This window comes from Enterovirga sp. (genome assembly GCF_028290205.1).
GTDB lineage: Bacteria > Pseudomonadota > Alphaproteobacteria > Rhizobiales > Beijerinckiaceae > Enterovirga.
This window is the reverse complement of record NZ_JAQGKF010000055.1, coordinates 1-14,805: the sequence shown is the minus strand read 5'-3', so window position 1 is coordinate 14,805 and position 14,805 is coordinate 1. Positions and strand designations below refer to the sequence as shown.

The window sequence follows — 14,805 nt, the reverse complement described above, 5'->3', positions numbered from 1 at the left end:
GCGCGCACGCGTGACGACGCCCGGCGGCACGGAGGCCGTGATGGCGGCCACGAGCTGCTCCAGCGCCGTCAGCGGCGCGGGGGCAACGGTCTCGGTCGAGATGTCCTCAGCCACGGAGGATGCTCCCGGTCCGGCGAATTTTCTTCTGCAGCTGCAGGATGCCGTAGACCAGGGCCTCGGCCGTGGGCGGGCAGCCCGGGACATAGATGTCCACCGGCACGATGCGGTCGCAGCCGCGCACCACGCTGTAGCTGTAATGGTAATAGCCGCCGCCATTGGCGCAGCTGCCCATGCTGATCACCCAGCGCGGCTCGCTCATCTGGTCGTAGACCTTGCGCAAGGCCGGGGCCATCTTGTTGGTCAGCGTGCCGGCCACGATCATCACGTCCGATTGCCGCGGCGTCGCGCGAGGCGCGAAACCGAAGCGCTCGGCATCGTAGCGCGGCATGGACATCTGCATCATCTCGACCGCGCAGCAGGCGAGGCCGAAGGTCATCCACATCAGGGAGCCGGTGCGGGCCCAGGTGATGAGGTCGTCCGCGGAGGTGACCAGGAACCCGCGATCGGCGAGCTCGGCGTTCATGCCGCCAAAGAACGGGTCGTCGGCCCCCAAGGGCTTGCCGGTGGCCGGATCGATGATTCCGCGCGGCGCCGGAGCGACCAGCGTCTGAGAGGCGGTCAGTCCCATTCCAGGGCCCCCTTCTTCCACTCGTAGGCGAAGCCCACCGTCAGCACGCCGAGAAAGATCATCATCGACCAGAATCCGTACCAGCCGAGATTGCCGAACGTGATCGCCCACGGGAACAGGAAGGCCACTTCGAGGTCGAAGATGATGAACAGGATCGCGACCAGGTAGAAGCGCACGTCGAACTTCATGCGCGCGTCGTCAAACGCGTTGAAGCCGCATTCGTAGGCGGAGAGCTTCTCGGGATCCGGTTGCTTGTAGGCAACGACGAAGGGGAACACGAGCAGCGCCCCGGCGATCACCAGCGACACGCCGATGAAGATCACGAGCGGCAGGTATGCAGTCAGCAGATCGTTCATTCAGCACCCGCTGCGCCCGGACGACGCCGCGGCGCGACCCCGACCGGCCCGGAATAACAGCGTCTCTCGAGCGATGACGCCTATATGGGGTCCGGCGGGTACCCTTCAAAGCGACCCGGCCGGCTTAATGCAGGCGTTCTAAAGAGACAACCCGCTGCCCGGTCGCATTGTGACCGGCCGGTGAACCGCTCACAGCTGCCCTGCCTGCAAGGCGAGACGGGCCCCGTGCAACAGCGCCGGATCAAGCTCCAGGCTGCGCTCGCCCTCGAGCGTCAGGCTGAAGGGCCCCTCCCCCCGGGTCGCCAGGGCGGCGGCGAGCGGGCCGGCTGTCCCGAGCGGGCAGGCCAGGGTCACCCGGGTGCCGCGGGCGAGCGAGAGCGTGCCGACCCGGGCCGGGCCGCCCGCCACCTGCCCGTCCCGCGCCGGCGGCGGCGAATCGGAGCCGAGCAGCGCGGCGTAGCGCCCCAGCGAGCGCTCCACATTCCGGACCGCGACCACGACCTCGGCCACCCCCGTCGCGCCGTTCGCGTGGCGGCGAACCTCCCCCTCCTCCACCCGGAGCCGGCGAGGCGTGATGTCGCCACAAAGAAACGGCACGTCGGCGCCCGGCGAGCGGGCCGTGCGCCACTCCAGCCGCTGCCCATCGGGACGGAGGCGACCGCCGGGCACGGGAACCTCGATGTCGAGGCCGCGTTCCTGAGCGGCCGCCACGTCGGCCCCGATGTCGTCGGGCAGCAGGGCGTGATCGAGGAACCCTTCCCCTGCGGCGTGAAACACTTCAGACCAGCGGTGGCCCGGATCGGGGCGCCTCCAGCCGATCAGCTCCAGATAGACTCCGTCCTGGAACACGACGAGGACGTTGCGGGTGATGCCGTTGGCGTGCTCTCCGCCCCGGATCACCGTGAAGCCAAGCTGACCGTAGGCGGCGGCCGCCTGTTCGAGATCTGCCACCCCGATGACGACATGATCGAGTTTGAGCGACATCCACATCTCCTCCCCGCGGCGCCTTCGATGCGGACGCCCCGGGCGACTGTCCAGCCGTGCCGCGGCCTGACGGCGGCGCCCTCCCACCAACCCGGCTCACGCTTGTCGCGACGCGCCCCTAGGGCTAGCCTCGCCGGGCGGGGGCGAAACGGCTCACGGACGAGATGAGATCGACTGTCCTGCTCCGGGCCTGCGTCGCGGCGTTCCTCGGCTTCGCGTCGGCCGCCGGCGCCCAGGATCTCAGCATCGTGGCTCCCTCCCCGCCGGGAAGCAGCTGGGACCAGCTCGCCCAGGCGCTCAAGAGCGGCCTGTCGGACGAACGCGGCGAGCGCCAGGTCAGGGTCGTCAACCTTCCCGGGAGCGGCGGCACGGTGGGCCTGGCCCAATTCGCCCTCGAGGGGGACGACGACGCGCTGCTCGTGACCGGGCTCACGATGCTGAACGCGATCTTTCTCCATCGCGTCCCATCGGGCCTCGCCGAGATGACGCCGATCGCCCGTCTGGTCGCCGACCATTTCGTGCTCGCCGTGCCGGCGGCCTCGCCCGTCCGCAGTGTCGACGATCTCCGGGCCGCGATGGCCGAGGATCCGGGCAAGGTGGCCTGGGCCGGAGGTCCTCCGGGCGGCATCGACCACGTGGCCGCGATCATGCTGGCGCGCCTCACGGACGCCGACGTGGCCCGTCTCGTCTACGTGCCGTTCATCACCAGTGCAGAGGCGGCCGCGGCAGCGGGCGAGAGCAAGGTCTCTGCCGTGATTGTGCCCTGGTCCGAGATCGCTGGCGAGGCCAAGGCGGGCCGGGTGCGGCTCCTGGGGGTGGCCGCGATGGCGCGGGTTCCGGGCATCGATGCGCCCACGCTGGCGGACAGCGGCGTGGCCATGCAGCTCTCGAACTGGCGCGGGCTGCTCGCCCGCCCGGGCATCGCTCCCGAAGCCCGGGCCAGGCTTCTGCGCCAGCTCGATGCCCTGGTGGGCTCCCCCGGCTGGCGCGAATTGCTGGAGCGCAAGGGCTGGCAGGACGCCTTTCTGCCGCCGGAGCGGTTCGGCGAGTTCCTCCGGATGGAGGAGGCCCGGGTCAAGCGGGCGCTCGGCTCCGCGGGCCTCCTGAAACGCTAGGCTCAGCCCGGCGCTTACTGCATCTGGTGCCCGCGCTTGGTCATCTCCACCCGCACGCGGGTCATCACGTATTCGGAGGCGACCTGCGACCAGGAGGTGAGCGACTGCACCACGTCCTCGGTGAGGTCCGGCAGCACGGTCACGTATTTCTTGCCGCTCGCCGACGTGAAGAAGGCGAGCGCGTCGCGGATCTCAGCCTCGCTCAGCCACTTGGCATAGCCCCGCGCGGCAATGTTCATCGCCTGCTGCCGCTGAGTTTCGAGCTCGGCCTCGAGCGATTTCAGGACGTCGTTCAGGTCCTTGCTGAGCTCCGGCCGGGTGACGCTCTGGCGCCGGATATCCTCGAACAGCGTCGGAAAGATCGCGTCGATGCTGCCCCCGGTTCCGCCCGCGACCACGAGTTCGCGCGCGGCGGCCAGATGCGAGGCGCTCGGTTCCTGAGCCGCAGCGGGCACCGCGGCGACAAGGGAGAGCCCGATCAGGGCGGCCCAGAGCGTAACCGGTCTCATCCACATGAAGCGCGTTCTCCGGGTCGCGACGGCGTCGGTCGCACAATCTCCATGACGCCGTCCTGCGCCCCGATCAAGGCGGTGTCCGCAAGGCCCACGAAGAGCCCGTGCTCGACCACGCCCAGCACCGCCTTGAGGGCAGCCCCGAGTTCCGCGGGCGACTCGATCGCTCCGAGCTCGGCATCCAGGATGTAGTGGGCGCCGTCGGTCAGGACGGGCGCACCCGCCGTGTCCCGCCGCAAGGTGAGACGCCCTCCCGGGGCGGCTTCGGCCAGCACGGCCGCGACCCGCCTGTGCGTGGTCTCCAGCCCGAACGGGACGACCTCGATGGGCAGAGGAAAGCGGCCCAGCCGCGTCACGCGCTTGGCGCTGTCGGCGATGACCAGCATGCGGCGGCTCGCGGCCGCAACCAGCTTTTCCCGGAGCAGCGCGCCGCCGCCCCCCTTGATGAGGTTCAACGCGGGATCGATCTCGTCGGCGCCGTCCACGGTCAGGTCCAGCTCCGGCTCGTCGTCGAGCGTCGCGAGCGGGATCCCGAGCGCCTCGGCCTGGCGCCGGGTGGCCTCCGAGGTCGGCACCGCCAGCACGGACAGGCCGGACGCGGTCCGGCGGCCCAGCGCGGCGACGAAGAGGGCCGCCGTGGAGCCCGTCCCCAGCCCGAGCCGCATCCCGTCCTGCACGAAGTCGACGGCCCGCTCGGCCGCCCGCAGCTTCTCCTCGGCTGTGCTCACGGGAACGGCCGCCCGATCCGGGTCACGTCTGCAGCCTTGCTCATGGAACTCTCCTCGGGTCCGAACGGGGCGCTTGATCACCCCCGGCTCGGCGTCTAGCCAAGCTCATGCCTCGTCCTCCCATAGCCGTATTCGACCTCGACGGAACGCTCGCCGAGACCGCTCCCGACCTGATCTCCACGCTCAACGTCATCATGGCGGAGGAAGGTCTGCCGCCGGTGGCCTTCAGCGACGCGCGCGACATGATCGGCGCGGGCGCGCGCGCGCTGGTGGAACGGGGATTCGAGGCCGGGCACCGGGAGCTCACCCCGGCCCATTCGGACGAGCTGTTCCGGCGCTTCCTCGCGGTCTACGGCGAGCGGCTCTGCGTCGACAGCTACCTGTTTCCGCATGTGGAGGAGGCGCTCACGACCCTCTCCGAGCGGGGCTACCTGCTGGCCGTCTGCACCAACAAGATCGAGTCGCATTCCCGCACGCTGCTGGGGTTGCTCGGCATCGCCGACCGTTTCGCGGCCATCTGCGGGCGGGACACCTTCCCCTGGTACAAGCCCGACCCGCGCCACCTGACGCTGACCATCGAGGCCGCCGGCGGCGATCCGGAGCGGGCCGTGATGGTGGGTGATTCGAAGACGGACATCGACACCGCGAAAGCGGCCGGCATCCCGGTCGTCGCCGTGCCGTTCGGATATGCGGACCGGCCGCTGGCCGAGATGGCGCCCGACGTCGTGATCCAGAGTTTTGCGGAGCTGCCCGGGGCGGTCTCGCGCCTGCCAGGTCATCAGAGTGGTGGGCGCGACAGGGATTGAACCTGTGACCCTTCGCGTGTGAAGCGAATGCTCTCCCGCTGAGCTACGCGCCCGGGCCGCAGGGCGACCGGTCCGCGCATCTAAGGGGACGTTCCCGGACCGTCAAGCCAGGGAACGCATCAGCGCGGCCCGGACGCCATCCGCGGCCTCAGCGACGCCCCGGACCGGGCTCGTGCGACAAGGAGGCCTGGGCCAGCTCGGCCCGGTAGCGTGCCAGCGCGCCCTCGGGGTCCTGGCCGAGCCTGACCAGCAGATCCCAGGGGTAGATCCCCGTCGAGTGCCCGTCGCTGAAGACGAGCCTCACCGCATAATTGCCGACCGGATCGACGGCCGTGATCGCCACGTCGCGCTTGCCCGGCACGAGCTTGCGCTCACCGGCCGAGTGGCCCTGCACCTCCGCCGAGGGACTTTGCACCCGCAGGAGTTCGGCCGGGACGGTGACCTCGCCGGCATCGAACCGGAGGCGAAGCGCGCGCCGATCCGCAACGAGCCTGATCTCCGACGGCCAGCTCTCGGTGCCCATGCTGTTCTCCTGCGGCGCCGCCCTGAATTGACGCCGGGCCCGCCCTCACTACATGAAGAGGGGCTAACCGGGACCAGGATCTTGCTGTCCGCTACGGATCTGATGTCGCCGCCCGCCGCGCCGATCCTGATGGACCCGTTCGGCCGGCACGTGACGTACTTGCGCGTCTCGGTCACCGACCGGTGCGACCTGCGCTGCGTGTACTGCATGTCGGAGACGATGCAGTTCCTGCCCAAGCGCGAATTGCTGACGCTCGAGGAGCTGGACCGCGTCTGCTCGGCCTTTGTGCGGCACGGCGTCCGCAAGCTCCGCATCACAGGCGGCGAGCCCCTGGTGCGGCGCGATCTCATGGAGCTGTTCCGATCCCTGTCGCGCCATCTCGAGGCGGGGTCGCTGGACGAGCTCACGCTGACCACGAACGGGACCCTGCTCGACCGCTTCGCGGCTGACCTCGCGGCCCGCGGCGTGCGCCGGATCAACGTCTCGCTCGACACACTCGACCCCGGCCGCTTCCGTGAGGTGACCCGCCGCGGCGACCTGGCCCAGGTGCTGCGGGGGATCGACGCAGCCCAGCGCGCCGGGCTGCGCGTCAAGATCAACGCCGTCGCGCTCAAGGGTGTGAACGAGGACGAGATCGTGCCGATGATCGAGTGGGCCCACGGCCGCTCGATGGACATGACCCTGATCGAGGTCATGCCGCTCGGCGACATCGAGCCCGGACGCGTCGACCAGTTCCTGCCCCTCTCGGTCGTGAGGGAGCGGCTCGCGTCCCGGTTCACGCTGACCGACCTGCCCGAGCGTTCGGGCGGGCCCGCCCGCTACGTCCGGATCGAGGAGACGGGCGGCAAGCTCGGCTTCATCACGCCGCTGACCCACAATTTCTGCGAAGGCTGCAACCGCGTTCGCCTGACCTGCACGGGCCAGCTCTTTATGTGCCTCGGCCAGGAGGATGCAGCAGATCTGCGCGCCCCCATGCGCATGTCGGAGGGCGACGAGAAGCTGGAGGCGGCCATCGCGGACGCCATTTCGCGCAAACCGCGGGGACACGACTTCGTCATCGAGCGCGCCGCCCCGGCCGTGGCGCGGCACATGAGCGTGACCGGGGGCTGACGCCCGCCCGCCCTGCCCCTTTTCCGAGCTGCCGGACCACCACGGCAGGTTGATCGCTGTCACGTCCGATCGGTCCGTCGCCCGAGGGCGCCAGCACGGAAGACGATCGCTGGTGCATTTCTTGGCACCTGCCGTCCATGACGTCAGGGTTGCGGGCGAATGCCGACTTGACGACGGCGCCTCACTTCACGTTCAAGGCTTCCTTGGGCGGGGATCGGGCCCCAAACAAGGATGGTGGGCGCGTGGGGGTACTGCTGGCTTTCAGCCGGGCGGTGGATCGGCTCAACGCCGGCGCCGCCTGGATCGCGACCTGGCTCGTGCTGTTCGCCTGCGTCGTGAGCGCCGGCAACGCCATCGTGCGCTATCTGTTCAGCTACTCGTCGAACGCCTTCCTGGAAATCCAGTGGTACAGTTTCGGTGCCCTCGTGTTTCTGGGCGCCGCCTACACCCTGCGCATGAACGAGCACGTGCGGGTCGACCTCGTCTATTCCTCGCTGTCGGAGGAGAAGCAGGTGTGGGTCGACATCGTTGGCCTGGTGCTCTTCTTCCTGCCGGTGACCGCGTACCTGACCTGGATCTCGATCCCGCTCTTCACCGTGTCGTTCCGGAGCGGCGAAGTGTCGAGCAGCGCCGGCGGCCTCACCATCTGGCCCGCCAAGCTCCTGATTCCCCTGGGTTTCGCCCTTCTGCTGCTCCAGGGCCTGTCTGAACTGATCAAGCGCATCCTCACCCTTCAAGGGCGGATGCAGCTCGACGTGAAGTACGAGAAGCCGGTCCAGTAATCGTCCCGCCCAGGCGTCTCAGAGGACGGCTCCGCCATGTTCGCTTTCGGCCCCCTGCCGCCCCTGATGTTTGGGGGCATGATCCTGTTCTTGCTGATCGGCTTTCCCGTCGCATTCTCGCTGGCAGCGGTCGGGCTGTTCTTCGGCATGTTCGGGATCTGGACGGGCCATTTCAGCCCGGACTTCCTGCAGGCCCTGCCGTTTCGGTTCTACGGGATCATCTCCAACGAGCTCCTGCTCGCCATCCCGTTCTTCACCTTTATGGGCGCGATCCTGGAGCGCTGCGGTCTCGCCGAGGACCTGCTCGAAGGCACGGGCCAGCTCTTCGGCAAGATCCCGGGCGGACTCGCCTTCGCGGTGATCATCGTCGGCGCCATCCTGGGGGCGATCACGGGGACGGTCGCGGCGTCCGTCATCGCCATGGGCGTGATCTCGCTGCCCGTGATGATGCGCTACGGCTACGACATGCGGCTCGCCACGGGCGTGATCGCGGCCTCGGGCACGATCACCCAGCTGATCCCGCCCTCGCTCGTCCTGATCGTCCTCGCCGACCAGCTCGGCCGCTCGGTCGGCGACATGTATCTCGGGGCGATCGGGCCCTCGATGCTGCAGGTTCTGATCTTCATCCTGTACATCGTGGCGCTGGCAATCCTGCGCCCGAACAGCATGCCGCCGCTGCCGCCCGAAGCACGCGGCGAGATGGGCTGGCCGCTGATCCGACGCGTGCTCTGGGGCATGATCCCCTCCATCGTCCTGATCTTCCTGGTTCTGGGCACCATCTTCATGGGCCTCGCCACGCCGACCGAGGCGGGCGCCATGGGCGCCGTCGGCGCCATCGCCCTGGCGGCCGCGCATCGCCGGCTGACCTGGTCCCTGGTCTGGCAGGGCATGCAGTCGACCATGCGGTTGACCGCCATGGTGGTCTTCATCCTGGTCGGCTCCACGGTGTTCAGTCTGGTGTTCCAGGGCATGGATGGGGGCCGCTGGATCGAGCACATGCTGGTCGGCCTGCCCGGGGGCCAGACCGGCTTCCTGATCTTCGTCAACGTGTTCGTGTTCTTCCTGGCGTTCTTCCTCGATTTTTTTGAGATCGCCTTCATCGTCATCCCGCTGCTCGCTCCGGTGGCCGCGAAGCTGGACATCAACCTGATCTGGTTCGGGGTCCTGCTCTGTGTGAACATGCAGACGAGCTTCATGCACCCGCCGTTCGGATTCGCGCTGTTCTATCTGCGCGGCGTCGCCCCGAAGGCCGTGCGCAGCCGCGACATCTACTGGGGGGCGCTGCCCTGGGTGGTGATGCAGCTCATTCTCGTGGCCATCGTCATCTTCTGGCCGAGCTCGGTGACATACTGGATCGGCACGCCCACCCTGAAGGATCCGGCCGCCGTGGAAGAGACGCTGCGCGGGCTGCAGATGCCCGGCGCCGACGCGCCCAGCCTCGGCATTCCGGGCCTCGAAGGCCCGCCGAAGATCGAATGACCCAGCGTCGTCGCCGCACCGTGCTCGCTCCGCTCCGGCGCGGGCTCCAGGCCGTTGCGTTGCTGCTGGTGGCCCTTGGCGGAGTCCAGGCGGCGCATGGGCAGAGCGCTCTCCGGATCGTCACGGAGGGCGCCTACCCGCCCTTCAACTACGTCGAGGGCAGCGACCCCGCCGGGTTCGAGGTCGACCTCGCCCGGGCCCTCTGTGACCGGATGGGCCTGCCCTGCACGATCACGCTTCAGGACTGGGACGGCATGTATGCGGGCCTCAAGGCCGGCCGCTACGACGCCATCATGTCCTCCATGGAGATCACCCCGGAGCGGCGCACGCGCTACCGCTTCTCGCGCCGCTACTACCGGGTTCCCTCCGTTCTGATCGGCCGCAAGGACGGCGAGCCGGAGACGCAGCCGTTCCGGCCCGAAGACCTCGCCGGCCGCACCGTCGGGGCCGTCGCCAACAGTGAGTTCGAGGCGTATCTCGAAGCGTTGCGGCAGCCGCCAAGTCTGCGCCAGTTCCACAAGCTGGAGGAGGCGCAGCTCGATCTCCTGACCGGCCGCATCGACTACGTGCTGGGCGACAAGCTCGCCCTGTCGCGGTTTCTCGCCAGCCGCGAGGGATCCGGCTGCTGCCGTGAGGTGGCGGACCTGCCGGTGGATCGCGGCGAGGGCTTCGGCGTCGCGCTGCGCAAGGGCGACCGCGGCCTCGCCGAGATGTTCGATCAGGCCATCGAGGCGGTGATGGCCGACGGCACCTACGACCGGATCCGGGCGAAATACATTCCGTTCGACATCAAATAGCCGGCCAGCCGGCGGGGGAGACGACGCAATGGCGAAGGTGGCATTCCTGGGGCTCGGGGTGATGGGCTACCCCATGGCCCGGCATCTCGCTGCCAAGGGTCACGAGGTCACGGTGTACAACCGAACCCGGGCCAAGGCGGAACGATGGGTCGCCGACCACGGCGGAGCCCACGCCGGCACGCCCGAGGAGGCCGCGCGAGGGCGTGACATCGTGTTCTGCTGCGTCGGCAACGACGACGACCTGCGCCAGGTCACGACCGGCCCGGGCGGCGCCTTCGCGGCGATGGGCCAGGGCAGCGTCTTCGTCGACCACACCACCGCATCGGCCGCCGTAGCACGCGAACTCGAACAGGAGGCCCAGGCCCGTGGCTTCGGCTTCATCGACGCGCCCGTCTCGGGAGGTCAGGCCGGCGCCGAGAACGGCGTTCTGACCGTGATGTGCGGCGGCGACCCGGCGACCTACGGCCGTGTCGAGCCGGTGATCATGAGCTTCGCCCGGGCCTGCCGCCTGCTCGGCCCCTCGGGATCGGGCCAGCTCACCAAGATGATGAACCAGATCTGCATCGCGGGGCTGGTTCAGGGCCTGGCGGAGGCGATCGGCTTCGGTCAGCGCGCCGGGCTCGACATCGAGGCGGTGCTGGATGTCATCTCCAAAGGGGCCGCAGGCTCCTGGCAGATGGAGAACCGCGGCAAGACCATGGACCAGGGCAAGTACGAGTTCGGCTTCGCCGTCGACTGGATGCGCAAGGACCTGGGCATCTGCCTCGACGAGGCCAAGCGCAACGGGGCGCTCCTCCCCGTCACGGCGGTGGTCGACCAGTTCTATGCCGAGGTGCAGCGCATGGGCGGCGGCCGCTGGGACACGTCGAGCCTCTTGGCCCGGCTCAACCAGACAAGCTGACGAAAAAAGCCGGGGCACCCTCGCGGGGCGCTCCGGCCTGTCCGCAACCCGGCGCCGGGCCGGGTTGGATGTCGAGCCTTGGGGCCGGCGCCTATTGCGCGCTGGCCAGGTAGCGCATCGGATCGACCGGGGTCGAACCCTTGCGGATCTCGAAGTGGAGCTGCGGCGAGGTCACGTTGCCGGTCTGGCCGGCCTTGGCGATGGTCTGGCCGCGCGTGACCTTCTGGCCCCGCTTCACGTCAAGGTCGGAATTGTGAGCATAGGCCGACACATAGCCGTTGTCGTGGCGGATCAGGACGAGGTTGCCGTAGCCCTTCACCTCGTTGCCCGCATAGGCCACGACGCCGTCGCCGGCGGCCTTCACCGGCGTGCCGTCCGGCACCGCGATGTTGATGCCCTCGTTGGAGCCGGAGCCGCCGAAACCGGTGATGACCCGGCCGCGGGCCGGCCAGCGGAAGTCCGCCGTCGGTGCAGCCGGAGCGGGCGCGGCCGGCGCGGCACTCGGCAGGGCGCCGGTTGATTCCGGCTCCCGGCTCGGCTTGGCGGGCTCGGATTTCGGCGCTGCCACGGCCGCGACCTTCTGGGGCTCGGGCTTCTGGGCCGTCTTGACCGGCTTTGCGGCCGGTTCCGGCGCGGGCTTGGCGGCCGCGACCACCTTGGCCGGAGCCGGCGTGGCTTTCACGGTTGTCTTGGCGTCCACGGCGGGGCGGGCGGCGGCCGTCTTCACGGGCTCGGGTGCCTTGGGCTTGGCGGCCGCCGACTTCACCGGCTCAGGCGCCTTCGCGGCGGCCTGTTTCGGCAGCGCCAGCACCTGCGCGGGCGGTCCCGGACGGACCCGCGACTTGCTCTCGGCGGCGTCGGCGACCTTGCGGGGCGGCTCGGCAACCGGGCGCGACAGTTCGGGGCTGGCGGCCAGCCGGCCGGGCCGGGGCGCCTCGACCGTGCGGGTCGGGGCCGCCGTGCCGCCGCCATCGGCGCTGTAGACGGGGATGACGACGCGGCGCCCGCCCGTCACCTGTCCGGCCGTGATGCCGTTGGCGGCCAGGATGGCGCTGCCGGGGACGCCGTAGCGGTCGGAGATGGACGAGAGGCTGTCGGCCGAGCCGACCGTGATGGTCGTGCCGCCCGCAGCCGACCAGCCGGCCTTGCCGGAGGCCGTGCGGGACGGGGCCGGCGACGGGGACGAGGGGGTGGGCAGGGCCGCCGTGCGGACGGGGGCGAGCGGCTCGGCGCGAACCGTTTCGCTCGGGGCCCGAGGAGCCGGGGCAGGCCCTGGCTCGTCGACGCTACCCGTCATGCTGGGCTCGGCGCCGGTGCCGGCGCCGGAGGCCGCGAAGGGGTTGGAGAAGGGGTTTTCGGCGAAGCGCACGCTGTCCGTGCTGCAAGCCGCGGCCAGCGAACCGACGACGCCGATCAAGGCGATCCGGGAAGCCGCCCTCATCAATTCGCTCACGAGACCGTTACGCATCTCAACACCCGCACCCGACACAACCGACCGTCATAGTAAACAGCGATTGGCGTTAAGCTTCCGTTGCCGGCGCGGCCCCGGCTGTGGCTTCGGCGATATGAAGCCGCCCCAAACGGAGGGCCGGGCCCGTCCGGCTCTGCAGCTCGCCCGCCTCGTCCCGCGTCATGACGAGGAGGACCGCGCGGCCGCCCTCCGGCGCAAGCCCGCCGACCATTCGCCCGCCCGCGGCGAGGCGCGAGGTCAAGACGGCGGGGGTCGCCGGCACGCTGCCGTTCAGAAGAATGCGATCGTAGCGGCCCTCGCCGAGCACGGCGGCCGCGAACCCGTCGCCACAGCTCAGACGGCAGGATGTCAGGAGCCCCGCGGCGGCGAGGCGCCGGGCGGCGCTCTCCGCGAGGACCGGGTGGCGCTCCACGGTGCGGATCTCCGCACCCATGCGGGCCAGGAGGGCGGCCACATAGCCCGAGCCGGTTCCGATCTCGAGAACGCGCTGTCCGGGCCGGACGGCGAGCGCCGCCAGCATCTGGGCGACCACGGCCGGGGCGGTCATGGTTTCCCCGTGCGGCAGCGGCAGAGCCACGTCCTGGCGGGCGAGGTCGCCATATCGGCGCGGGGCGAAGATGTCCCGCGGCACGCGCTCCATCGCTCTCAGGACGGCAAGGTCGAAGATGCCCCGGCTGCGCAGCGACAGCACGAAGGCGGCGGTCTCGATGCTGGGCGGAACCGGTTCAGGCAGACGGAGAGCGGCGGACACGGGGCCTCGGAGGGTGATCTCCCGACACTTTGCGCCCGCGGCCGTTGAGGAAGCGTGTCTCCGGCGGCCCGATTCGGCCGCCGGAGATGCGGCCTAGCGCAGGGTTTGCGCGAGCTGCGTCATGGTCGGCTCGTCCGTGAGATCGAGCCGCAGCGGCGTCACCGAGATGCGGTTCTCGGCCAGGGCCTTGAGGTCGGTGCCGTTGCCCGGCTCGTAGTGCTTGCGGGAGAAGCCGATCCAGAAATACGGGTTGCCGCGGCCGTCGGCCCGCTCCTCGATGGAGAGAAGCTCCTTGTCGCGCCGGCCCTGCGCCGTCACGGCGACGCCGCGCACATCGGCCGGCTCGCAATCGGGGAAATTGACGTTCAGCAGCACGCCGTCCGGGATGCCCTGGTCCACGAGGCGGCGGATCAGCCCGGCGCCGTGGTGGCGGCCGCAATGCCACTTGATGTTGGCCCGGCCGCTGCGGCCATAGGCTTGGCTGAAGGCGATGGACGGGATGCCCAGGATGGTGCCCTCCATCGCGCCCGCGACCGTGCCCGAATAGGTCACGTCCTCGGCCACGTTCGAGCCGCGGTTGATGCCCGACAGCACGAGGTCGGGGGCCTGATCCTTGAGGATGTGCCGCGTCGCGAGGATCACGCAATCGGTGGGCGTGCCCTTCACGGCGAAGCGGCGCGGCGCCGCCTCCCGCAGCCGCAGCGGGTCCGACAGCGACAGCGAATGCGACACGCCGGAATTGTCGAATTCCGGGGCCACCACCCAGACGTCGTCCGACAGTTCGCGGGCGACCTCCTCCAGCTGTTCGAGGCCGGGCGAGTGGATGCCGTCGTCATTGGTGATCAAAATGCGCATGGGTCGTCCTCAGCCCGGCCTAGTCTCGCTCGTCGAAGGCGGGCGAGACCCTCAACCGCCGATCCGCTCCAGCCCGCCCATATAGGCGCGCAGCGCCGTCGGTACCGTGACGGTGCCGTCGGCCTCCTGATAGTTTTCCAGCACCGCGATCAGCGCCCGGCCGACCGCCACGCCCGACCCGTTCAGCGTGTGCACGTGGCGCAGGCCCTTGCCCTCCTTGGGCCGAAAGCGCGCCTCCATGCGGCGGGCCTGGAAATCGCCGCAGACCGAGCAGGACGAGATCTCGCGATAGCTCCCCTGCCCCGGCATCCAGACCTCGATGTCGTAGGTCTTCTGCGCCGCAAACCCCATGTCGCCGGTGCACAGCGTCATCACCCGGAACGGCAGGTCGAGCCGCTTCAGGACCTCCTCGGCGCAGGCCAGCATGCGCTCGTGCTCGAAGGCGGACTGCTCGGGGGTGGTGATGGAGACGAGCTCGACCTTGGAAAACTGGTGCTGGCGCAGCATGCCGCGCGTGTCCCGCCCCGCCGCACCGGCCTCGGCCCGAAAGCAGGGCGTGAGCGCGGTCAGGCGGAGAGGGAGCTCGTCCTCGGACAGAATGCTTTCGCGGACGAGATTGGTCAGGGGAACTTCGGCCGTCGGGATGAGCCAGTGCCGCTGCTTCCCGTACTGTGCAGCGTTGGTCTCCCAGAGAACCCGGATGCCCGATGCATCGGCGTGCTCACCTGCGGCGGCCATCGAAGCCAACGCGTCGAACGCCGATCGCAGGTACTCGTCCTCCTTGTCCCAAACGTTGACCGGGAACTGATCGTCCTTGAACTTCGGCAACTGCGCGGTGCCGAACATCGCCTCGTCGCGCACCATCAGCGGCGGCGACACCTCGGTGTAGCCGTGCTCGCTCGTGTGCAGGTCGAGCATGAACTGGCCGAGCGCCCGCTCCAGCCGGG

At 69.7% G+C, this 14,805-nt stretch carries 17 protein-coding genes and 1 tRNA gene; 7 read left to right on the top strand and 11 right to left on the bottom strand.

Annotated features, from left to right (window positions below; genetic code table 11):
• Positions 1-106: 106 nt before the first annotated feature.
• From JWR86_RS03875 to JWR86_RS03865, 3 genes are all read right to left on the bottom strand, one after another.
• The gene (locus JWR86_RS03875) at positions 107-688 is read right to left on the bottom strand and encodes an NADH-quinone oxidoreductase subunit B family protein (protein ID WP_299561007.1); all 582 of its coding nucleotides are present in this window, start codon (positions 686-688) and stop codon (positions 107-109) included.
• Positions 679-1,044, bottom strand: coding sequence for an NADH-quinone oxidoreductase subunit A (locus tag JWR86_RS03870; RefSeq protein WP_299561005.1), 366 nt, complete (start codon positions 1,042-1,044; stop codon positions 679-681). The genes JWR86_RS03875 and JWR86_RS03870 overlap by 10 nt, the downstream gene beginning before the upstream one ends.
• A gap of 189 nt (positions 1,045-1,233) precedes the next feature.
• Complete coding sequence (locus JWR86_RS03865) at positions 1,234-2,028, bottom strand: VOC family protein (RefSeq protein WP_299561002.1); 795 nt, start codon at positions 2,026-2,028, stop codon at positions 1,234-1,236.
• A gap of 164 nt (positions 2,029-2,192) precedes the next feature.
• On the opposite strand from JWR86_RS03865, the gene JWR86_RS03860 reads away from it, so the two are divergent.
• Complete coding sequence (locus JWR86_RS03860; protein WP_299560999.1) at positions 2,193-3,143, top strand: tripartite tricarboxylate transporter substrate binding protein; 951 nt, start codon at positions 2,193-2,195, stop codon at positions 3,141-3,143.
• A gap of 14 nt (positions 3,144-3,157) precedes the next feature.
• Here JWR86_RS03860 and JWR86_RS03855 read toward each other — a convergent pair whose 3' ends face one another.
• The gene (locus JWR86_RS03855) at positions 3,158-3,658 is read right to left on the bottom strand and encodes a DUF2059 domain-containing protein (RefSeq protein WP_299560996.1); all 501 of its coding nucleotides are present in this window, start codon (positions 3,656-3,658) and stop codon (positions 3,158-3,160) included.
• The gene (gene rpiA, locus JWR86_RS03850) at positions 3,649-4,383 is read right to left on the bottom strand and encodes a ribose-5-phosphate isomerase RpiA (protein ID WP_299560993.1); all 735 of its coding nucleotides are present in this window, start codon (positions 4,381-4,383) and stop codon (positions 3,649-3,651) included. The genes JWR86_RS03855 and rpiA overlap by 10 nt, the downstream gene beginning before the upstream one ends.
• Before the next feature lie 107 nt (positions 4,384-4,490).
• On the opposite strand from rpiA, the gene JWR86_RS03845 reads away from it, so the two are divergent.
• The gene (locus tag JWR86_RS03845) at positions 4,491-5,189 is read left to right on the top strand and encodes an HAD family hydrolase (protein ID WP_299560991.1); all 699 of its coding nucleotides are present in this window, start codon (positions 4,491-4,493) and stop codon (positions 5,187-5,189) included.
• On the opposite strand, the gene JWR86_RS03840 is transcribed toward JWR86_RS03845, so the two are convergent.
• Both JWR86_RS03840 and JWR86_RS03835 read right to left on the bottom strand, forming a co-directional pair.
• Positions 5,168-5,242 (bottom strand) — tRNA-Val (locus JWR86_RS03840). The two genes, JWR86_RS03845 and JWR86_RS03840, sit on opposite strands and share 22 nt — an antisense overlap.
• Positions 5,243-5,337: 95 nt before the next feature.
• Positions 5,338-5,712: a DUF971 domain-containing protein gene (locus JWR86_RS03835; protein WP_299560988.1), complete on the bottom strand. Its 375-nt coding sequence runs from the start codon at positions 5,710-5,712 to the stop codon at positions 5,338-5,340.
• 102 nt (positions 5,713-5,814) lie between these two features.
• Between JWR86_RS03835 and moaA the strand changes: the two genes are divergently transcribed.
• The 5 genes from moaA to JWR86_RS03810 all read left to right on the top strand — a co-directional run bounded on the left by moaA (position 5,815) and on the right by JWR86_RS03810 (position 10,781).
• On the top strand, positions 5,815-6,822 hold the full coding sequence (moaA, locus tag JWR86_RS03830; RefSeq protein WP_299561009.1) for a GTP 3',8-cyclase MoaA: 1,008 nt from the start codon (positions 5,815-5,817) through the stop codon (positions 6,820-6,822).
• A 242-nt stretch (positions 6,823-7,064) separates the two neighbouring features.
• Complete coding sequence (locus tag JWR86_RS03825; protein WP_299560985.1) at positions 7,065-7,604, top strand: TRAP transporter small permease subunit; 540 nt, start codon at positions 7,065-7,067, stop codon at positions 7,602-7,604.
• Between the two features lie 36 nt (positions 7,605-7,640).
• Positions 7,641-9,083, top strand: a complete 1,443-nt coding sequence (locus JWR86_RS03820; protein WP_299560982.1) for a TRAP transporter large permease subunit — start codon at positions 7,641-7,643, stop codon at positions 9,081-9,083.
• Positions 9,080-9,880 carry a transporter substrate-binding domain-containing protein gene (locus tag JWR86_RS03815; protein ID WP_299560979.1) on the top strand — a complete coding sequence of 267 codons (801 nt, stop codon included), beginning with the start codon at positions 9,080-9,082 and terminating at the stop codon, positions 9,878-9,880. Before JWR86_RS03820 ends, JWR86_RS03815 begins: the two co-directional genes overlap by 4 nt.
• 28 nt (positions 9,881-9,908) lie before the next feature.
• Positions 9,909-10,781 carry an NAD(P)-dependent oxidoreductase gene (locus JWR86_RS03810; protein ID WP_299560976.1) on the top strand — a complete coding sequence of 291 codons (873 nt, stop codon included), beginning with the start codon at positions 9,909-9,911 and terminating at the stop codon, positions 10,779-10,781.
• A gap of 91 nt (positions 10,782-10,872) precedes the next feature.
• Here the strand turns inward: JWR86_RS03810 and JWR86_RS03805 are convergent, their stop codons facing one another.
• The 4 genes from JWR86_RS03805 to serS form a co-directional block, all read right to left on the bottom strand.
• Positions 10,873-12,222, bottom strand: coding sequence for a peptidoglycan DD-metalloendopeptidase family protein (locus JWR86_RS03805; protein ID WP_299560973.1), 1,350 nt, complete (start codon positions 12,220-12,222; stop codon positions 10,873-10,875).
• A 79-nt stretch (positions 12,223-12,301) separates the two neighbouring features.
• Positions 12,302-13,003 (bottom strand): protein-L-isoaspartate O-methyltransferase, encoded by a 702-nt coding sequence (locus tag JWR86_RS03800; RefSeq protein WP_299560970.1) that lies wholly within the window; start codon positions 13,001-13,003, stop codon positions 12,302-12,304.
• A gap of 93 nt (positions 13,004-13,096) precedes the next feature.
• Positions 13,097-13,858: a 5'/3'-nucleotidase SurE gene (surE, locus tag JWR86_RS03795; RefSeq protein WP_299560965.1), complete on the bottom strand. Its 762-nt coding sequence runs from the start codon at positions 13,856-13,858 to the stop codon at positions 13,097-13,099.
• A gap of 51 nt (positions 13,859-13,909) precedes the next feature.
• Positions 13,910-14,805 (bottom strand): serine--tRNA ligase (gene serS, locus JWR86_RS03790; RefSeq protein WP_299560962.1); only part of this gene is annotated, 896 nt, incomplete at its 5' end.

Excerpts from the sequence above, each read along its gene's own strand:
- JWR86_RS03875 (WP_299561007.1), bottom strand. The coding sequence starts at position 688 with ATGGGACTGACCGCCTCTCAGACGCTGGTCGCTCCGGCGCCGCGCGGA.
- JWR86_RS03870 (WP_299561005.1), bottom strand. The coding sequence starts at position 1,044 with ATGAACGATCTGCTGACTGCATACCTGCCGCTCGTGATCTTCATCGGC.
- JWR86_RS03865 (WP_299561002.1), bottom strand. The coding sequence starts at position 2,028 with ATGTCGCTCAAACTCGATCATGTCGTCATCGGGGTGGCAGATCTCGAA.
- JWR86_RS03860 (WP_299560999.1), top strand. The coding sequence starts at position 2,193 with ATGAGATCGACTGTCCTGCTCCGGGCCTGCGTCGCGGCGTTCCTCGGC.
- JWR86_RS03855 (WP_299560996.1), bottom strand. The coding sequence starts at position 3,658 with ATGTGGATGAGACCGGTTACGCTCTGGGCCGCCCTGATCGGGCTCTCC.
- JWR86_RS03845 (WP_299560991.1), top strand. The coding sequence starts at position 4,491 with ATGCCTCGTCCTCCCATAGCCGTATTCGACCTCGACGGAACGCTCGCC.
- JWR86_RS03835 (WP_299560988.1), bottom strand. The coding sequence starts at position 5,712 with ATGGGCACCGAGAGCTGGCCGTCGGAGATCAGGCTCGTTGCGGATCGG.
- moaA (WP_299561009.1), top strand. The coding sequence starts at position 5,815 with ATGTCGCCGCCCGCCGCGCCGATCCTGATGGACCCGTTCGGCCGGCAC.
- JWR86_RS03820 (WP_299560982.1), top strand. The coding sequence starts at position 7,641 with ATGTTCGCTTTCGGCCCCCTGCCGCCCCTGATGTTTGGGGGCATGATC.
- JWR86_RS03815 (WP_299560979.1), top strand. The coding sequence starts at position 9,080 with ATGACCCAGCGTCGTCGCCGCACCGTGCTCGCTCCGCTCCGGCGCGGG.
- JWR86_RS03810 (WP_299560976.1), top strand. The coding sequence starts at position 9,909 with ATGGCGAAGGTGGCATTCCTGGGGCTCGGGGTGATGGGCTACCCCATG.
- JWR86_RS03805 (WP_299560973.1), bottom strand. The coding sequence starts at position 12,222 with ATGAGGGCGGCTTCCCGGATCGCCTTGATCGGCGTCGTCGGTTCGCTG.
- surE (WP_299560965.1), bottom strand. The coding sequence starts at position 13,858 with ATGCGCATTTTGATCACCAATGACGACGGCATCCACTCGCCCGGCCTC.